Raw genomic sequence first — 17,508 nt, 5'->3', positions numbered from 1 at the left:
CCTTCGGCACGCGCGACCGCGGCCTGACGTTCCGCTTCCGCGGGGGCGATCACGTCGGCCTCGAGGGCCGCCTTCGCTTGTTCGGCGCGACGCTTCTCGACCTCGATGCGGGCCTCGACCTGCGCGGCTTCGGCCTGCTCCTGGGCGATCCGGACCGCCTTCTCCGCGGTCGCCCGCGCCAGGGGACCGGCCTGATCGGCCTCGGCGTTCTCCGCCTCGGTCCGTGCACGCAGCTTCGCCAGCTCGACGTCGCGGGCCTGGTTCGCGGCGGCGATGGCGGTGTCGGCCTGGGCCTGCGCGACCGCGCCTTCCTGCCTCGCCTTCGCGGACTGGATCTGGGCGTCGCGTTCGGCGTTCGCGGTGCCGACCGCGGCGTCCCGCTTGACCTCGGCGATCCGGCGCTGACCCAGGGATTCGAGATAGCCGTTGTTGTCGCTGATCCCGGCGATCTTGAGGACGTCGACTTCCATGCCGATGCGGGCGAGGTCGCTGCCGGCCTCGTCGACGACGCTGCGTGCGAGCGTCTCACGGTTCGAGTTCAGGTCCTCGACGGTCATCGTGGCGGTGATGCCGCGCAGCGAACCGGCGAGGATCTCGTTGATCTGCCGGCGCAGTTCGTCGAGGTCGGAGGTGAGGAAGCGCTGGACCGCGGTCTGGACGGCCTCGTCGGCGGATCCGATACGCACCAGGCCGACCGCCTCGACGTTCACCGGCACACCGTCGTTCGACAGGGCGTTCTGGAGATTGATGCTCACGTTGAACGGTTCGAGCGACATGATGTCCACCCGCTCGATACCGGGGATCTTGAAACGGGCCCCACCCCGCACGACCTTCGGCTTTCCGCGACCCGTGAAGACCGCAACCTCGTTCGGGGGGACCTTGATGTAGTTCCGGACATAGACGAGTGGCACTCCGACGAACACCACCAGAGCCACCACGACGGCGACCGCGACAACGATCATGTAGTCATCCTCAGTTCGATTCGGGCATGCGCAGACCGGTGTGGGGATCGTCCGGGATCGACACGACGTGCACGACCTGCTCGTCGACGTCGCCGATGTAGACGCGGGAATCGGCAGGCAGCGCAGTTGCTTCCGCGGTGACGGCGCGGGATCGGACCCGGTTGCCCTCGGTGTCGGTGAACGCGATCTCGCCCCAGCCGCCGGGTTCGATCGACAAGGTGACGACGCCGGTCAGTCCGATGTACGAGAGACGTCCGGTGTGGGAGTTGCCCTGCTGCCGTAGCAGATACGGCAGAAGAATCCCTCGGGTCACGACGACCAGGACGAGGGCCGTGCACGCCGCGGCGACCGCGGCGGCAACGGTTCCGAATCCGAGAAGTGTTGCGGTACCGCCTCCCACGCCGATTCCGAGCAGCGCTGTCGCGACGGTGGTGAGATTCAGGAACGGAAGACCGTCACCGGCGTCTCCGAGTTCCGATCCGGTTTCCCCGCCCACGAGGATCCCCACGATCCCCACCAGACCCATTGCGAGACACGCAATGTAGAAGATGTCCACCCGCCCCCCATTTCGCCGGTTCGCCGTCGACCTTACCGCAAATCGGACACCGACGGCTTTTCGGGCGACCCGTCCGCCGGGCTGCCGAAGGGATCCGAGCGCGCGGGAACGCTAGCCACGTACCCAGCGAACCAGCGTCCCGACAGGTTCCCGTCGGATGTGCCCGTCACCGCCGAATCCGGCGTGCACGTAGAACCGTTGCGCGCGGATGTTCGTCTCCAGCACCCACAGATGGGCGGGCTGCTCTCCCAGTGCCGCGTCGAGAAGCCGCCGGCCGTAGCCGAGTCCCCAGTGGGAACCTCGTACGTAGAGCGCATACAACTGCAGGGGAGTCGGCGCGTCGGGTTCGTCGGGTGGGCCGCTCGTGACGAAGCCCGCCAGGCTTCCGTCCGGCAGTTCGACGACGAGAGCGTTCGGGGTCCGGGTCCGCCAGGTTTCGATGCGCCGGGCGCGTTCGTCGGGATCACGGAGACCGACCAGGATCGCGGCGTCGATCAGTCCCGTGTAGGCGTCGTCCCAGCAATCGGCCTGCAGGTCTGCGAGAGCCTCTGCTTCGGCCGGGACCGCGCGGCGGATCACCCCGTCCGCAGCTCCGGGCATTGCGGCCACCTCGATTCCGTGCGTGCGATCCCAGCGCTGTGCGTTCCTGCCGCGCCGCGGTACTCCCGAATGCTAGGAGTAGAGAAACGTCCGGGGAAGGTCTCCGGTGGGAACGGGTGGGGGGTGAACCGGGGTGGACGGCTTCTACGAACGCCGCGACGAATCGAGCTTCGAGAGCACGCCGGCGACGGCGGGACCGTGGGGTCCGCAGACCCAGCACGCCGGTCCGCCCTCGGCGCTGCTGACGGGGGAGATCGAGCGGCACCACGTCGGTGACGGTCAGCGGCTCGGACGCGTGTCGGTGGACATTCTCGCGCCGATCCCGGTTGCGCCCATCACCGTGACCACCTCGGTGGTCCGGCCGGGCAAACGCACCGCCCTGATCGAGGCGACCGGTGTGGTGGGCGACCGGCCGGTGTTGTCCGTCCGGGCGTGGCGGCTCGCCCGCATCGACGACGACTACCCGGCCGTCGACCCCGCGCCGACGGTGCTGGACTCCGACCCGGATCGTGCGCAGGACGGAGGTGTCATTCCCGGGGCCAGCATGGACGGGTATCTCGCTGCGACGCAGTTCCGTTTCACCACAGGAAGTTTCGCCGAGTTCGGTCCTGCCGCGGCCTGGGGACGCTCCCTGTGCGCTCTCGTGGCCGGAGAAGAGCCGAGCCCCTGGCAGCGGGTGCTGATCCTGGTCGACTCGTCGAGTGGCATGAGCCTCGCGGCGAATCCGGGGCAGTTTCCTGCGATCAATGCGGATCTGCATGTCGTCCTGCACCGTGATCCGGTCGGTGACTGGATCGGCATCGATGCGGTCACCCACAGCATGCCCGGGCACGGCGCGGCGGCGTACGCGCGTCTGAGCGATACGACCGGGTTGATCGGTACGTGCGCCCAGACGCTGTATGCGAGCACCGTGCGGTGACCGCCGCCGGCTCCTGATCCGGGCAGGAGTCAGTTCGTCGCGTCCGCAGCCAGAGAGTCGATGGCTGCTTGCAGAGCGACCGTGGCGTCGTCGGCGACCTCACCGAGTCCCGGCTGGTCGGCGACCTGGACCATCAGCCGGGGATTCATCGCGTCGATCAGCACCGTGTCCGGGTCGGCGGGATCGGCGCGTACCACGACGTTGCAGGGCAACAACAGCCCGATCTGCCGGTCGACGTTCACCGCGCGATGCGCCAGTGGTGGGTTGCAGGCACCGAGGATCAGGTAATCCTCCATGTCCTCGCCGAGTTTCGCCTTCAGTGTGGCCTTCATGTCGATCTCGGTGAGAATGCCGAAACCCTGATCGGCCAGTGCTTTCCGGGTTCGCTCGACCGCGTCGGCGAACGAGGTGCGCAGAGTCGTCGACAATGCCAGTGCCGTCATCTGTCTGCCTTTCACTCGGTGTGCTCAGGCCAGTGCAGTGCTCGAGCGAGAGCGATGCTCAGGCCAGGGCGAGGAAGAGCTTTTCGAGCTCGGCCTCGGTCATCGGTTCCTTGCCTTCCCGATCCGTGCCGGTCAGGCATTCCCGCAGGCCGGTCGCGACGATCTTGAATCCGGCGCGGTCCAGTGCCCGGGAAACGGCGGCGAGCTGGGTGACGACGTCCTTGCAGTCGCGACCCTGCTCGATCATCGAGATCACTCCCGCGAGCTGGCCTTGCGCGCGGCGGAGCCTGTTGAGTACGAGAGCGATGCTGTCTTCGTCGCCGACCATGGAAGTGTCCTTTCCTGGAACTGATGTCAGTGTACCCCCGGGGGTATCGATGTTCGGATCAGCGTAACGCGACGACGTCGAGCAGTACATATGCCGCCACGGCGAAGATCAGATAGGCGAACCAGTGTCGCAGCCGGTCGGTGTCCAGCCGTGTTCCCGCCCGCCCGGCGATCAGCGACCCGGCGATCGCGGTACCCGCGAACGCGGCCGTGATCGCCCAGTCGATGCTCGTGCCGCTCAGGTGTGAGACCAGCCCGGCTGCGGAATTGGCGACGATGATCACCAGCGAGGTGCCCACCGCCACGGGCATTTCGACACCGAGCATGAGCACGAGGGCGGGAATGATGAGGAAACCGCCTCCGACGCCGAACAATCCGGTGAGAAAACCCACCGCGATGCCCGCCGGGATCGAGCGCGAAGCGCACCTGCGCCAGTTGATCCCGGATCCCTGGATGGAGCACGCGGTTCCGGTGTTGCCGTTGTCGGCGAGCATGCGCGCCCCCGCGACGACCATCACCAGCGCGAACCCGATCAGCAGCGCCGGCTCGGGCAGCAGTCGCCCGACGGCGCTGCCGGCGAAGGTGGCCGGGATGCCGGTGGCCGCGAAGATGGCGGCAAGGCGCCATTGCACCTGGCGGGCACGCATTTTCGGCAGGGCACCCATTGCAGACGCGGAGCCGACGACGATCAGCGAAATGGGGATCGCCTGCTCGATCCCCATTCCGAGGCCGAAGACCAGTGCGGGGACCGCGAGGATCGATCCGCCACCGCCGAGCAGCCCCAGCAGCACGCCGATCGCGGTACCGAATCCGAGCGCGAGCACCCACGTCATCTCATGCCTCCCGGTCGCCCGTGTCCGTCGATTCGGTCAAGCGAGCGACGATCGTCCGGGCGTCACAGGATGCGCTGCGGTTGTACGGCAGTTTCGACAACGCGGCGCCCATCGCGCAGGTGTTCGTCACTGCGGCGAAGGCGAGCCCACCGCCGATGCCGGCGGCGAGCCATTTGAGCTTGGGAACGGCGACGCTGGCCAGAACGGAGCTCAGCACGAGGGAACCGGCGACGAGCCGGACCTGCCGTTCGAGGTCCCAGCGCTGGACGCCGCGCTGCACGGGCAGGCCGGCGGCTTCCCATCCGAGCAGGCCGCCGTCGAGGATGTGGACGTTGCACAGTCCTGCGACGCGCAGGGTCTCCTCGGCCTGGGTGGCGCGCTGCCCGGAGCGGCACACCAGCACGATGTCCTCGTCGAAGTGGGCGAGAAACTCGTCGCGGTGTTCCCGCAGCAGATCGAGGGGGACGTTGTAGGCGCCGGGAATGTGCACGGTCTCGAATTCGCTCGGTGTCCGGACGTCGACGATGCGCACGTTCTTGCCGGAGTCGGTCAGCTCGCGCAGGGCGATCGGATCGACGGTGGCGGGGAAGTCGGTCATGCCGGCCTTTCGTGGGGTGAGGTGGGGGATACCCCCGGGGGTACTTGACATACCCTAGGGGGTATATGCCAGGCTGTCCACATCGACCCGGTGATCTCCCCGGGAACCCGCAGGCACCAGCCACGGAGGAGTCCATGATTCTCGAGCAGTACTACATCGAGTGCCTCTCGCACGCGTCGTACCTGATCGGCGACGAGAGCACCGGCCGGGCGGTCGTGGTGGATCCGCGCCGCGACATCGCCGAATACCTCGACGACGCAACAAAATACGGATTGACCATCGAAGGGGTCGTCAACACGCACTTCCACGCCGACTTCGTGTCCGGGCATCTCGAACTGGTCGAGGCCACCGGCGCATGGATCGGTTTCGGGGAAGCCGCCGAGACCGACTACCCGATCCGCCGCCTGCGCGACGGTGAGCGGCTGTCCCTCGGAGAGGTCGAACTCGAGATCCTGTCCACGCCGGGACACACCTGGGAATCGATCTCGGTGCTGGCGCGGGAGCATCCCGGCGCCACCCCGACCGCGGTGCTCACCGGTGATTCGCTGTTCATCGGCGACGTCGGCCGCCCGGACCTGGTCAACCTCGGCGACGGCTCCACCACCGATCTGGCCCGGGCCATGTACCGCACCGTGCACGAGAAGCTGCTGACCCTTCCCGACGAGGTCACGGTCATGCCCGCCCACGGCGCCGGCTCGTCGTGCGGCAAGAACCTGTCGACGGAACTGACCTCCACCATCGGTGAACAGCGGGCCACGAACCCGTCGGTGCAACCGATGAGCGAGGACGACTTCGTCGCACTCGTCACCGACGGCCAACCGGCCGCCCCGTCGTACTTCGCGGTCGACGCCGCGATGAACAAGCGGGTCCACCCGCTCCTCGCGCAGGACCGCACCATCCCCGAACTGACGCCCACGCAGGTGAAGGCCGAACTCGCCGCCGGCACCCGCGTGCTCGATGCGCGCAGCGTCGACGACTTCGCCGCAGGGCACCTGCGTGGTTCGGTCAATGTCGGATTCGACGGTCGCTTCGCCGAAACCGGCGGCATGGTCGCCGATGTCGGCGAGAAGATCGTGCTGATCACCTATCCCGGCGAGGAGCAGGATGCCGCCATGCGCCTGGCCCGGATCGGATCGGACGGTGCGGCCGGCTATCTCGGTGTCGACCGCGACGGTGTGTTCCCCGCGGAACTGGCCGAGCTGGTCCGGCCTGCTCCGCGTGTCACCGTCGAGGAACTCGATCGGTTGCTCGCCACCGATGCGGTGACACTGCTCGACATCCGCAACCCCGGTGAGCGCGCAGGCGGAACCATCCCGGGCGCACTCCCGATCCCGTTGGCGCAGTTGCGAACCCGGATGGATCAGGTGCCCGCCGGTAAGCCGATCGTGGTCCACTGTGCGGGTGGATGGCGCTCGAGCGTGGCGGCCTCGCTGCTGCGGGCCGAGGGTCTCGACGACGTCTCGGACCTGCTCGGCGGCTACAACGCTTGGGCCGAATCCCACGTCGCCGCCTGATCACCGGGAGCGGCAGCCGCTCTCGATTCCACGAACTCTCGATCCCAGGAGGATGTCATGTGTTACCCCGTCACCTGTCCCCGCTGCGGCAAGACCGGCTGGGGAGGCTGTGGACAGCACGTCGACGCAGTCATGCGCTCCGTGCCCGCCGCCGATCGCTGCACGTGCGATCGGGACGCCGCACCGGCTCGGGACCGGCGCTCGGGCCTGCGTTCACTGTTCCGCCGCTGACCCCACGGGTCGGTAGTATCACTGGATGGCCGGATCCTCGCGGAAGCCCGGAGTACTGACCTCGCAGGCGGAGGACTTCCCCCGCTGGTACCAGGACGTTCTGAACAAGGCGGAGCTGGCCGACAACGGCCCGGTTCGCGGAACGATGGTGATCCGGCCGTACGCGTATGCGCTGTGGGAACACATGCAGGCGGCGGTGGATGCGCGGATCAAGGCGGCCGGTGTCGAAAATGTCTACCTGCCCTTGCTCATTCCGCAGTCCTACCTCGAGCGGGAAGCCGAACACGTCGAGGGATTCAGCCCGGAGTTGGCGGTGGTCACTCACGCCGGCGGCAGGGATCTCACCGAACCCGCCGTTGTGCGCCCGACGAGCGAGACGGTGTTCGGTGAGCTGATGGCCAAATGGGTGCAGTCGCATCGTGATCTGCCGATGCGGCTGAATCAGTGGGCCAACGTGGTGCGTTGGGAGATGCGCCCGCGAATCTTCCTGCGTACGACGGAGTTCCTGTGGCAGGAGGGGCACACCGCCCACGCCACCGAAGAGGAGGCAGGTGCGTTCGCTCGCCGTATCCACCTCGACGTCTATCGGGACTTCCTCCGGAACATGCTCGCGATCCCGGTCCTGGTCGGGGTGAAGACGGACCGGGAGAGGTTCGCCGGCGCGGTGACCACCATGACGTGCGAAGCGATGATGGGCGACGGCAAGGCGCTGCAGATGGCCACCAGCCACGAGCTCGGCCGGAACTTCGCGAGCGCGTTCGGTATCACCTATACCGACACCTCCGGCAAGTCCCGAACCTGCTGGACCACCTCGTGGGGATCGAGCACGCGGATGATCGGCGGTCTGATCATGACGCACGGCGACGACCAGGGGCTTCGTCTCCCGCCGCGGATCGCTCCGGTGCAGGCCGTGGTGATCGCCGTGAAGGACGACGATCCCACCGTGAGCGCGGCATCGACGCTCGCCGATTCCCTGGTCTCCGCGGGTGTGCGGGCACGGCTGGATGCTCGCACCGACCAGGGATTCGGGCGCCGGGCGACCGAATGGGAACTCAAGGGCGTGCCGCTGCGGATCGAGATCGGTCCCCGGGACCTCGAGCGCGGCGAGTACACCCTGGTCAGACGAGACACGAAGCAGAAGCTCACCGTCGCCGTGGACTCCGCGGTCGCGGCGGTCCGGGAACTTCTCGACGCGGTCCACACCGAGATGTTCACCGCGGCGCGTGACCGGCTCGATCAGCACACGGCCGATGCCGCCACCGTGGCCGAGGCGCTCGAGGCGAGCGCCACCGGTTTCGCGCGGATTCCCTGGAACGCCCTCGGCGAGCACGGCGAACGCGAACTCAACGCGCAGGCCGTGACCGTCCGATGCCTTCAGGCAGCCGACGGCACCATCCCGGATGCCGGGACCCCGGCCGAGGAGCTGACGGCGATCGTCGGCCGCAGCTACTGACCGCGCCCCGCATCGGCAGGTAACATCGAACACATGTTCGATACTGTGGGATGGTCGCGTGGGGTGCGGTCGCGTGGGGTGGAGTAACGGCCCGCCCACGTGGGCAGAGCTGGAACGGGTCCTGTCCGGTCGCCCCCGCCGCGAGCCGGAGTTCCCCGGCGACGGCAGCGACAGCCCGGCCTGGTCGCGTACCCGTCCGGAATACGACGCCCGGGTACGCCGGCCCGACGGCCCGGTCGTGCCCTATGCCGAACTGCATGCGCATTCGGCGTTCAGTTTCCTCGACGGCGCCTCCACGCCCGAGGAGCTCGTCGAGGAGGCCGTGCGGCTCGGCCTCGAGGCGCTGGCGCTCACCGACCACGACGGGCTGTACGGCGTCGTCCGGTTCGCGGAGGCCGCTCGGGAACTGAAGATGCCCACAGTGTTCGGCGCCGAACTCGGATTGGACGACGCGCACCTGCTCGTCCTCGCCCGCGGCCAGGAAGGCTACCGGCGGTTGTCCCGGCAGATCGCCGCCGCGCACCTCGCCGGCGGCACCAAGGGCGCCCCGCGGTACGACCTCGACGCACTCTCCGACGCGGCCGGTGGTCACTGGCAGATCCTCACCGGCTGTCGCCGGGGCCACGTCCGACAGGCTCTGGAGACCGGAGGCCCTGACGCGGCCACGGGCGCCCTGCGCGAGCTGATCGACCGGTTCGGCGCCGACCGCGTCACCGTCGAACTGACCCGGCGCGGATTGCCCGACGACGACGAACGCAATGCGACCCTGGCTGCGCTCGCCGACGAGCACGGACTGACCTGCATCGCGAGCACCGCGGCGCACTTCGCGGACCCGTCCCGCAGACGTCTCGCCATGGCGATGGCCGCCATCCACGATCGGCAGAGCCTCGACGACGCCGCGGGCAGACTCGCCCCCACCGGCGGTGGTCATCTGCGTTCCGGCGCCGAGATGGCGCACCTGTTTGCCGCCCACCCCCACGCGGTGCACCACGCCGCGGAACTCGGCCGCGAATGCGCATTCGATCTGCGGCTCATCGCACCGAATCTGCCGCCGTTCGACGTACCCGCCGGCCACACCGAACTCACCTGGCTTCGCAAGCTCACCTTCGACGGTGCGCACCGCCGCTACGGGCCACCGGAACGCAATCCGGCCGCCTACCGGCAGCTCGAACACGAACTCGACGTCATCGGCCGGCTCGACTTCCCCGGCTACTTCCTCGTCGTGCACGACATCGTCACCTTCTGCAAGAACAACGACATCCTGTGCCAGGGAAGAGGTTCGGCGGCCAACTCCGCCGTCTGCTACGCCATCGGTATCACGAACGTCGACCCGGTGTGCAACGAACTGCTCTTCGAACGGTTCCTGTCCCCGGAACGCGACGGCCCTCCGGACATCGACATCGACATCGAATCCGACCGCCGCGAGGAAGCCATCCAGCACGTCTACACCAAGTACGGGCGCGAGTACGCCGCGCAGGTCGCCAACGTCATCACCTACCGCGGCAAGTCCGCCGTCCGCGACATGGCCCGCGCGCTCGGCCACTCGCAGGGCCAGCAGGACGCGTGGAGCCGTCAGGTGAGCCGCTGGCACGGCGTCACCACCGAGACCGACACCGACATCCCGCGCCCGGTGCTCGAACTCGCCGCGCAGATCGAGGGACTGCCGCGGCACCTGGGCATCCACTCCGGCGGCATGGTCATCTGCGACCGGCCCATCGCCGACGTGTGCCCCGTCGAATGGGCGCGGATGCCCGGGCGCAGCGTGCTGCAGTGGGACAAGGACGACTGCGCCGCAGCCGGGCTCGTCAAGTTCGACCTCCTCGGTCTCGGCATGCTCTCCGCGCTGCACTACATGATCGACCTGGTCGCCGAGAACGAAGGCGTCACCGTCGATCTCGCACAACTCGACCTCACCGAACGCGGCGTCTACGAAATGCTCTGCCGCGCAGACTCCGTGGGGGTCTTCCAGGTGGAGTCGCGTGCCCAGATGGCGACACTGCCCCGGCTGAAGCCACGCAACTTCTACGACCTGGTGGTCGAGGTCGCGCTGATCCGTCCCGGTCCGATCCAGGGCGGATCCGTGCACCCCTACATCCGGCGCCGCAACGGACTCGAACCCGTCACCTACGACCATCCGTGTCTGGAGAAGTCGCTGAAACGGACCCTCGGTGTGCCGTTGTTCCAGGAACAGTTGATGCAGATGGCCGTCGACGCAGCCGGTTTCACCGCCGCCGAGGCCGACCAGTTGCGCCGCGCGATGGGCGCGAAACGCTCGACGGAGAAGATGGAACGGCTGCGCGGCAGGCTCTACGACGGCATGCGCGAGCGACACGGCATCACCGGCGCCGTGGCCGACCGCATCTACGAGAAGCTGTATGCGTTTGCGAATTTCGGTTTTCCGGAAAGCCATTCGCAGAGTTTCGCGTCGCTCGTGTTCTACTCCGCCTGGTTCAAGCTGCATCACCCGGCGGCGTTCTGCGCGGGCCTGCTGCGCGCCCAGCCGATGGGGTTCTACTCACCGCAGTCCCTCGTCGCCGATGCCCGCCGGCACGGCGTGGTCGTGCACGGCCCGGACATCAACGCGAGCCTCGCCCACGCCACCACCGAGAACCGGGGCCGGGAGGTGCGGCTCGGTCTCGGCGCGGTCCGGCACATCGGCGACGCGCTGGCCGCACGCATCGTCGCCGAACGCGACGAGCGCGGGCCGTACACGTCGTTCCCGGACCTGACGACCCGGGTGGAACTGACCACCGCACAGGCCGAATCGCTCGCCACAGGGGGAGCGCTCACCTGTTTCGGCATCACCCGCCGCGAAGCGCTGTGGGCGGCGGGAGCAGCGGCCGGGCAACGCCCGGACCGGCTCCCCGGCATCGGGGCGTCCACGCAGGCACCGGCCCTGCCCGGCATGAGCGACGTCGAACTCGCCGCGGCGGACGTGTGGGCGACGGGTGTGTCGCCGGACAGCTATCCGACGCAGTTCCTGCGCCCCCGACTCGACGCGCTCGGCGTCGTGCCCGCCGGACGGTTGCTGCAGATCCCGGACGGGCAACGGGTACTGGTCGGGGGTGCCGTTACCCACCGGCAGCGACCCGCGACCGCCGCGGGCGTGACCTTCCTCAATCTCGAGGACGAGACCGGCATGGTGAACGTGGTCTGCTCGGTGGGGCTGTGGGCGAAATACCGCACGCTCGCGCACACGGCCCCGGCGCTGCTGGTGCGCGGGCGGGTGCAGAACGCGGAGGGCGCGGTCACCGTGGTCGCGGACCGGCTGCAGCGGATGGATCTGCGAACGGCGGGGAAGTCCCGCGACTTTCGTTAGGATCGCCGCCATGAACCGGCTGCTGGTGGTCCTGCTCACTGCGATAGCCCTGCTCGCCACCGGCTGCGGCGGAACCGGCTCCGATTCCGGGAGCGCCCCGTCCGTTTCGATGCCGCCGTCGCCGTCCCTGGCCGACGGCACCCGCGAATCCGCCCCCGCCGACACGCAGGCGACCGAACGCAAGGAAATCGTCACCGGACACCTGATGATCACCGCCGACGATCCGATCGCGGCCGGGCGGCAGGTGGTGACGATCGTCGAGGACTCGGGCGGTCGCGTCGACTCCGTCACCGAACAGCCCGGGATCAGCAGCGTGCTCACGGTGCGGGTTCCGGCGGACCGGCTCGAAGGCACCATCGACGAACTCCGCGGTCTCGGTGAGGTGACCAGCCTGACCACCACGCGCGCCGACGTCACCCTGCAGTACACGGACCTCGAGGCGCGGATCTCCGCTCTGCAGGCGTCGGTGGACCGGCTGCGGGGGTTGATGGAGTCCGCGGCGAACACCGCCGATCTCATCGAGGCGGAGAACGCGCTGGCGGATCGTCAGGCGGAGTTGGACAGTCTCACCGCGCAGCAGCGGTACCTGTCGGATCAGATCGACCTGTCCACCCTGACTGTCGACATCAGCGCCGAACCGCGCCGTCCCGACGACCGCGACAGCTTCTGGGACGGAGTGGTCGCGGGCTGGGACAGCCTGCGGTCCGCGATCGGTGATTCGATCGTCGCGCTCGGGGTGGCGCTGCCGTGGATCGTGTTCTTCCTCCTGGGCGCCGGCATCGTCTATCTGATCGTCCGGCTGCTCGCCCGCATCGGCCGCCGCCGGCCCGGAACCCCCGGAACTCCGGCGGAAACCCCCGACGAGAACCCCAAGGTGGAGGCGGACGATGAATAGGCGGATGAACGGTCGATGGACCCGAATGCTCGCTGCCGGTGCCTGCACGACCGTTGCCGTGCTGCTGGCGGCGTGTGGTGGAGAAACGGAATCCGGCACGCCCGTGCCCGAATCGGCCACTGCACCAACGCAGATCGATGCCGCCGAAACGGACGCCCCCGGCTCGAAGCAGACGCATTCGCAGCCGTCTGCCGGTGCCTCCGAGAAGCCCGAGGTGTCCGCACCCTATCGGGCCGAGGAGATCCTGGTGTCGGGCTCGACCGACACGGTCGACTACGACGTGGTGATCCCGCAGATCAGCGGCGGGGATCCGGCCGTCGTCACCGAGTTCAACGAGTCGATGCGGGCAGCGCTCGAGGACTGGATCCAACGCTCCGACGACATGAGCTACACGCTCTCGACGCAGGAACACGAGGTCACCCGGATCGGGGAACACGTCGTCGCGGGGTTGCTCGTCGTCTCCTACAACGCGAATCCGCCGGGCGCGCACCCGACGCCGCTGGTCGCCACCGTCGTGGTGAACACCGACACCGCCGCCCCGATCACGCTGCAGGACCTGTTCCCGGACCTGCAGGCCGGGCTGAACCGGCTGTCCGAGCAGGCGGCTCTGCTGTTGCCCGGCACCGCGGCAGGTCCGGAGTACTTCGCCGACGGCATCGCCCCCGAGACGGCGAACTTCGCGAACTGGCTGCCGACCCCCGCGGGCATGGAGATCCACTTCGACGACTACCAGGTCGGGCCGCACGCGGTCGGGCTCGTCACGATCACCGTGCCGTGGGAGGACTTGGCCGACGTCATGGATCCCTACATGGCGACCGTCGTCGCGAGCTGAGCAGCCGCAAATCCAGCGGATATCCGCACGCTGCCGGTCGCGCGCGTTTGTCCCGCGAGCGGGCGAACGTCAGACGGCCCCGGCGAATCCGTGCTGCCGCCACGCCTCGTAGGTGACGACGGCAGCGGCGTTCGACAGGTTCAGCGACCGGCGGCCGGGCAGCATCGGGATACGGACCTGCGCGGTGATGTGCGGGTCGGCGAGGACCTCGTCGGACAGACCCGTCGGTTCCGGCCCGAACAACAGGACGTCTCCCGGGCGGTATTCGATCGACGCGTACGACACCTCGCCGTGCGCGGTGAACGCGTACACCCGCTCCGGCTGCAGCGCGGCCCAGGCCTCCTGCAGACCGGCGTGCACCGTCACCGACGCCAGGTCGTGGTAGTCCAGTCCCGCACGCCGCAGTTTCGGTTCCGACAGGTCGAATCCGAGCGGTTCCACCAGGTGCAGTTCGCAGCCGGTTCCCGCGACCATGCGGATCGCGTTGCCGGTGTTGGGGGGTATGCGGGGTTCGTGGAACATCACTCGGAACACCCGACCACCTTGCCAGAACCGGGGCGGGCCACCGACGGTGGGCCGGTCGGCGCGGGTCTCACACGGCGTGCGTCACTGCGGCTGCTGCGGGCGGTACAGCTGCTGCTCGTAGGACGGGCCGTAGTACCGCTCGAGTTCCTCGAGCGTCTCGGGTGCATCGGGGACGGTCGCCTTCGCCAGCGCCGCGACCGACGGCAGGACGGTGGGATTCCACGTGTCCGGATCCCACAGCTTCGACCGCATGAATGCCTTGGCGCAGTGGTGGAAGACCTCCTCGATCTCGACGACCAGGCACAGGATCGGGCGATGGTCGGCGACGCGGAGGTCGTCGAAGAACGGCGCGTCCGTCACCAGCCGGGCGCGGCCATTTATCCGGAGCGTGTCCCCGCGGCCGGGGACGAAGAAGTTCAAGCCCACGAACGGATTCCGGAGAATGTTGCGGTAGCCGTCCATGCGCTTGTTCCCGGGCCGTTCGGCCAGCGCGACGGTGGTGTCGTCGAGAACGTGCACGAGCCGGCCGGGTGGATCGCCCTTGGGGGAGACGTCGCAGCGGCCCGTCTCGTCGGACGTGCCCACCAGGCAGAACGGCGACGCCGCGAGCCACTCGATGTCGAGAGGGTGTAGCCGTGCCCGAACCTTGTTCGCCGCCCGGAACGTCGGGGTGCCGAACAACGCGGTCAATTCGTCGGGATCGCGGATCTCGGTCCAGGTCACCGCTCGACGCTACCAACGGGTGTCGGTGGCCGCACCTACAGTTGCCGGCATGACGGTGCGGACGGTCGGGGTGGACGAGCGCAGGGCACGACTGGCACGCAGGCACCGCTTGTCTCCGGGGCATCGCGCCGCGGACGCGGTGGACGCGGCGACGAGCATGGTGTGTCTGCACGGGACCGACGCACCGACCGTGTATCTCTCGGTGTGGGCACGCGTCGCCGATTTCACCGTCGCCGACCTCGACGACGTGCTCTACACCGACCGTTCGCTGGTCAAGCACCTGTCCATGCGGCGGACCATCTTCGTCTTCCCCCGGCACGTGCTGCCGTTCGCGCAGGCCGGCGCGAGCAATCGGGTGGCACTGGCGGAACGGCGGAGGCTGATCAAGGATGCCGAGGCGTCGGGTTTGCACCGGGACGGCGAACGCTGGCTCGACGAGGTCGGCGGCCGGGTGCTCGACGCGCTGGCGGACGGTCGGGAAGCGACGTCCACCGAACTGCGGGCCGAGATACCGCTGCTCGAGGGCTCGATGGAGTACGGCGTCGGAAAGTCCTGGGGCGGAAAGACTTCGCTCGCGCCGCGGGTTCTCACGGTGCTGTCGGCATCGGGAAAGGTGGTGCGGGCGTCGAACAACGGCTCGTGGCGGGTGTCGCGGCCCAACTGGGCGACCACGGAGTCGTGGCTGGGCTCCGGGATCGAGTCGTGCGACGAGGCGTACGGGTTGCGCACACTCGTCGAAATGTGGTTGCGCGCATTCGGTCCCGGAACGGAAACCGACATCAAGTGGTGGCTCGGTTCGACCCTGAAAGCCGTGCGCGCGGCACTCGCCGAACTGAACGCGGTGGAGGTCGATCTCGACGGTCGCACCGGATATCTGCTCCCCGGCGACCTCGAGGCGGCGCCGCCCGTCGAGCCGTGGGGTGCGCTGCTGCCGGCACTGGATCCCACCACGATGGGGTGGTTCGAACGAGACTGGTACCTCGGGCCGTACCGGCAGCAGCTGTTCGACACCGCAGGCAACGCGGGCCCTACCGCGTGGTGGGACGGCCGGATCGTCGGCACCTGGTGGCAGAACGACTCCGGGGCGGTGTGTCTGCATCTGCTCGAGGACATCGGATCGGAGGGGAGAGCCGTACTCGAGCAGGAGGCCGCCCGGCTCGACGAGTGGGTGGGCGGCGAACGCGTGACCGTGAAGTTTCCCAGCCCGTTGGCGCGTGAACTGGCCGGTCGCGGCTGAGCCGCAGGTCCCGTAGTCGGCGCCTTGCCAGAATCGGTAGGGCGTGGACGATGAAGGTATGGGCAGCGACAACACCGAGGTCCTGTGGAGAGGAGCGCGCGTCACGGGACGAAGCTTCCGGGACGCGGATCTGCGCGGCTCGATCATCGAGGACGCGTTCTTCATCGACTGCGACTTCACCGATGCCGACCTGAAGGGAAGCAGCCACCTGCGCAGCACCTACCGATCGTGCACGTTCACCCGGACCGATCTGTCGGACAGCGTCTTCCGGCGCTGTTCGCTGGTGGGATCGGTGTTCAAGCAATGCCCGATGCGCCATCTCGTCCTCGACGACGTCGACTTCACCCGCGCGAGTCTGCGCGGCGCCGACCTGCGTGGCCTGGACCTGAGCACCTGCATCTTCCGCGACGCCGACCTGACCCGCGCCGACATGCGGTACGCGGTGCTGCGGACGGTGGATCTGCTGGGCGCGCGGCCGGTGGGGGTCCGGCTGGACGGCGCGGACCTGCGCGGCGCCCACATCGGTCCCGCCTTGTGGCGCAGCGCGGAACTCGACCACACCCGGATCGAGCAGTCGCAGGCGATCGGCTACGCCCGCGCTCACGGCCTCGACATCGACGAGCCCGACCGCCGTTGAAGTACCGGGACACGGACCTGCGACAATGGCAGTCGTGACTGCGACGATCCTGGACGGCAAGGCAACCCGCGACGAGATTTTCGAGGACCTGAAGGCCCGAGTGGCCGCGCTGAAGGCGAAGGGCATCACGCCCGGCCTCGGCACCGTCCTCGTCGGTGACGATCCCGGATCGGCTGCGTACGTGCGCGGTAAGCACAACGACTGCGCGAAGGTCGGCATCACCTCGATCCGCAAGGATCTGCCCGCCGACATCACCCAGGAGCAGCTCAACGCCGCGATCGACGAGCTCAACGCCGATCCCGCGTGCACCGGCTACATCGTGCAGCTTCCCCTCCCCAAGCATCTCGACGAGAACGCCGCGCTCGAACGCATCGACCCGGACAAGGACGCCGACGGCCTGCACCCGGTGAACCTCGGCCGGCTCGTGCTCGGCAAGGAGGCTCCGCTGCCCTGCACCCCGCGCGGCATCGTGCACCTGCTGCGCCGTTACGAGGTTCCGATCGCCGGCGCCCATGTGGTCGTCGTCGGCCGTGGCGTCACCGTCGGCCGTCCCATCGGCCTGCTGCTCACCCGTCGCAGTGAGAACGCGACCGTGACGCTCTGCCACACCGGGACCAAGGATCTGAAGGCCGAGGTCGAGCGCGCCGACATCGTCGTCGCGGCGGCCGGTGTGCCCGGTCTGATCACCGCGGACATGGTCAAGCCGGGTGCGGCGGTGCTCGACGTGGGTGTCTCCCGCACCGCGGACGGTCTGCGCGGAGACGTCGCCGACGAGGTGCGCGAGGTCGCCGGGTTCATTTCGCCGAATCCCGGTGGTGTCGGCCCGCTGACCCGTGCCTTCCTGCTCACGAACGTGGTGGAGCGGGCCGAGCAGCTCGCCGGCCTCTGATCCGGAACAAGGCGA

General features: G+C 68.6%; 18 protein-coding genes. 9 read left to right on the top strand and 9 right to left on the bottom strand.

Annotated elements, in window-relative coordinates:
• From ACN675_RS09705 to ACN675_RS09695, 3 genes are all read right to left on the bottom strand, one after another.
• On the bottom strand, positions 1–962 hold a 962-nt coding region (locus ACN675_RS09705), incomplete at its 3' end, for a flotillin family protein (RefSeq protein ID WP_420750657.1).
• Positions 963–972: 10 nt separating this feature from the next.
• The gene (locus tag ACN675_RS09700) at positions 973–1,518 is read right to left on the bottom strand and encodes a hypothetical protein (RefSeq protein ID WP_420750656.1); all 546 of its coding nucleotides are present in this window, start codon (positions 1,516–1,518) and stop codon (positions 973–975) included.
• 111 nt (positions 1,519–1,629) lie between these two features.
• Positions 1,630–2,118 (bottom strand): GNAT family N-acetyltransferase, encoded by a 489-nt coding sequence (locus ACN675_RS09695; RefSeq protein ID WP_420750655.1) that lies wholly within the window; start codon positions 2,116–2,118, stop codon positions 1,630–1,632.
• 133 nt (positions 2,119–2,251) lie between these two features.
• Between ACN675_RS09695 and ACN675_RS09690 the strand changes: the two genes are divergently transcribed.
• Positions 2,252–3,037, top strand: coding sequence for a thioesterase family protein (locus ACN675_RS09690; protein ID WP_420750654.1), 786 nt, complete (start codon positions 2,252–2,254; stop codon positions 3,035–3,037).
• 29 nt (positions 3,038–3,066) lie between these two features.
• Here the strand turns inward: ACN675_RS09690 and ACN675_RS09685 are convergent, their stop codons facing one another.
• The 4 genes from ACN675_RS09685 to ACN675_RS09670 are packed head-to-tail and all read right to left on the bottom strand — an operon-like array spanning position 3,067 to position 5,238.
• Positions 3,067–3,480, bottom strand: coding sequence for a DUF302 domain-containing protein (locus ACN675_RS09685; protein ID WP_420750653.1), 414 nt, complete (start codon positions 3,478–3,480; stop codon positions 3,067–3,069).
• A 58-nt stretch (positions 3,481–3,538) separates the two neighbouring features.
• Entirely contained in the window at positions 3,539–3,808 is a 270-nt protein-coding gene (locus tag ACN675_RS09680; RefSeq protein WP_420750652.1) for a metal-sensitive transcriptional regulator, read from the bottom strand.
• A 58-nt stretch (positions 3,809–3,866) separates the two neighbouring features.
• The gene (locus ACN675_RS09675; protein ID WP_420750651.1) at positions 3,867–4,640 is read right to left on the bottom strand and encodes a sulfite exporter TauE/SafE family protein; all 774 of its coding nucleotides are present in this window, start codon (positions 4,638–4,640) and stop codon (positions 3,867–3,869) included.
• 1 nt (position 4,641) lies between these two features.
• Entirely contained in the window at positions 4,642–5,238 is a 597-nt protein-coding gene (locus ACN675_RS09670) for a rhodanese-like domain-containing protein (protein WP_420750659.1), read from the bottom strand.
• Positions 5,239–5,372: 134 nt separating this feature from the next.
• On the opposite strand from ACN675_RS09670, the gene ACN675_RS09665 reads away from it, so the two are divergent.
• The 5 genes from ACN675_RS09665 to ACN675_RS09645 all read left to right on the top strand — a co-directional run bounded on the left by ACN675_RS09665 (position 5,373) and on the right by ACN675_RS09645 (position 13,482).
• Positions 5,373–6,752, top strand: a complete 1,380-nt coding sequence (locus tag ACN675_RS09665) for an MBL fold metallo-hydrolase (protein ID WP_420750650.1) — start codon at positions 5,373–5,375, stop codon at positions 6,750–6,752.
• Between the two features lie 256 nt (positions 6,753–7,008).
• Entirely contained in the window at positions 7,009–8,436 is a 1,428-nt protein-coding gene (gene proS / locus ACN675_RS09660) for a proline--tRNA ligase (protein ID WP_420750649.1), read from the top strand.
• 73 nt (positions 8,437–8,509) lie between these two features.
• Positions 8,510–11,755: an error-prone DNA polymerase gene (locus ACN675_RS09655; protein WP_420750648.1), complete on the top strand. Its 3,246-nt coding sequence runs from the start codon at positions 8,510–8,512 to the stop codon at positions 11,753–11,755.
• Positions 11,756–11,765: 10 nt separating this feature from the next.
• Positions 11,766–12,650, top strand: coding sequence for a DUF4349 domain-containing protein (locus ACN675_RS09650; RefSeq protein WP_420750647.1), 885 nt, complete (start codon positions 11,766–11,768; stop codon positions 12,648–12,650).
• Between the two features lie 4 nt (positions 12,651–12,654).
• Positions 12,655–13,482 (top strand): RsiV family protein, encoded by an 828-nt coding sequence (locus tag ACN675_RS09645; protein WP_420750646.1) that lies wholly within the window; start codon positions 12,655–12,657, stop codon positions 13,480–13,482.
• Between the two features lie 69 nt (positions 13,483–13,551).
• On the opposite strand, the gene ACN675_RS09640 is transcribed toward ACN675_RS09645, so the two are convergent.
• Positions 13,552–14,016, bottom strand: a complete 465-nt coding sequence (locus tag ACN675_RS09640) for a tRNA (cytidine(34)-2'-O)-methyltransferase (protein ID WP_420750645.1) — start codon at positions 14,014–14,016, stop codon at positions 13,552–13,554.
• Positions 14,017–14,088: 72 nt separating this feature from the next.
• Positions 14,089–14,730: a pyridoxamine 5'-phosphate oxidase family protein gene (locus tag ACN675_RS09635; RefSeq protein ID WP_420750644.1), complete on the bottom strand. Its 642-nt coding sequence runs from the start codon at positions 14,728–14,730 to the stop codon at positions 14,089–14,091.
• Between the two features lie 49 nt (positions 14,731–14,779).
• Between ACN675_RS09635 and ACN675_RS09630 the strand changes: the two genes are divergently transcribed.
• From ACN675_RS09630 to ACN675_RS09620, 3 genes are read left to right on the top strand one after another with little or no spacing between them, the layout of a single operon-like run.
• Complete coding sequence (locus ACN675_RS09630) at positions 14,780–15,967, top strand: winged helix DNA-binding domain-containing protein (protein ID WP_420750643.1); 1,188 nt, start codon at positions 14,780–14,782, stop codon at positions 15,965–15,967.
• Positions 15,968–16,025: 58 nt separating this feature from the next.
• Positions 16,026–16,604 (top strand): pentapeptide repeat-containing protein, encoded by a 579-nt coding sequence (locus ACN675_RS09625; protein ID WP_420750642.1) that lies wholly within the window; start codon positions 16,026–16,028, stop codon positions 16,602–16,604.
• 34 nt (positions 16,605–16,638) lie between these two features.
• Complete coding sequence (locus ACN675_RS09620; RefSeq protein ID WP_420750641.1) at positions 16,639–17,493, top strand: bifunctional methylenetetrahydrofolate dehydrogenase/methenyltetrahydrofolate cyclohydrolase; 855 nt, start codon at positions 16,639–16,641, stop codon at positions 17,491–17,493.
• The last annotated feature ends 15 nt before the right edge of the window (positions 17,494–17,508 follow it).

It is taken from the genome of Rhodococcus sp. O3 (assembly GCF_048897285.1).
Lineage (GTDB): Bacteria > Actinomycetota > Actinomycetes > Mycobacteriales > Mycobacteriaceae > Rhodococcus.
Note: the sequence above shows the minus strand (reverse complement) of the source record. Positions and strands in the feature narration are given on the sequence as shown.

Excerpts from the sequence above, each read along its gene's own strand:
- ACN675_RS09650 (WP_420750647.1), top strand. The coding sequence starts at position 11,766 with ATGAACCGGCTGCTGGTGGTCCTGCTCACTGCGATAGCCCTGCTCGCC.
- ACN675_RS09685 (WP_420750653.1), bottom strand. The coding sequence starts at position 3,480 with ATGACGGCACTGGCATTGTCGACGACTCTGCGCACCTCGTTCGCCGAC.
- ACN675_RS09630 (WP_420750643.1), top strand. The coding sequence starts at position 14,780 with ATGACGGTGCGGACGGTCGGGGTGGACGAGCGCAGGGCACGACTGGCA.
- ACN675_RS09675 (WP_420750651.1), bottom strand. The coding sequence starts at position 4,640 with ATGACGTGGGTGCTCGCGCTCGGATTCGGTACCGCGATCGGCGTGCTG.
- proS (WP_420750649.1), top strand. The coding sequence starts at position 7,009 with ATGGCCGGATCCTCGCGGAAGCCCGGAGTACTGACCTCGCAGGCGGAG.
- ACN675_RS09665 (WP_420750650.1), top strand. The coding sequence starts at position 5,373 with ATGATTCTCGAGCAGTACTACATCGAGTGCCTCTCGCACGCGTCGTAC.
- ACN675_RS09670 (WP_420750659.1), bottom strand. The coding sequence starts at position 5,238 with ATGACCGACTTCCCCGCCACCGTCGATCCGATCGCCCTGCGCGAGCTG.
- ACN675_RS09695 (WP_420750655.1), bottom strand. The coding sequence starts at position 2,118 with ATGCCCGGAGCTGCGGACGGGGTGATCCGCCGCGCGGTCCCGGCCGAA.
- ACN675_RS09625 (WP_420750642.1), top strand. The coding sequence starts at position 16,026 with ATGGGCAGCGACAACACCGAGGTCCTGTGGAGAGGAGCGCGCGTCACG.
- ACN675_RS09645 (WP_420750646.1), top strand. The coding sequence starts at position 12,655 with ATGAACGGTCGATGGACCCGAATGCTCGCTGCCGGTGCCTGCACGACC.
- ACN675_RS09680 (WP_420750652.1), bottom strand. The coding sequence starts at position 3,808 with ATGGTCGGCGACGAAGACAGCATCGCTCTCGTACTCAACAGGCTCCGC.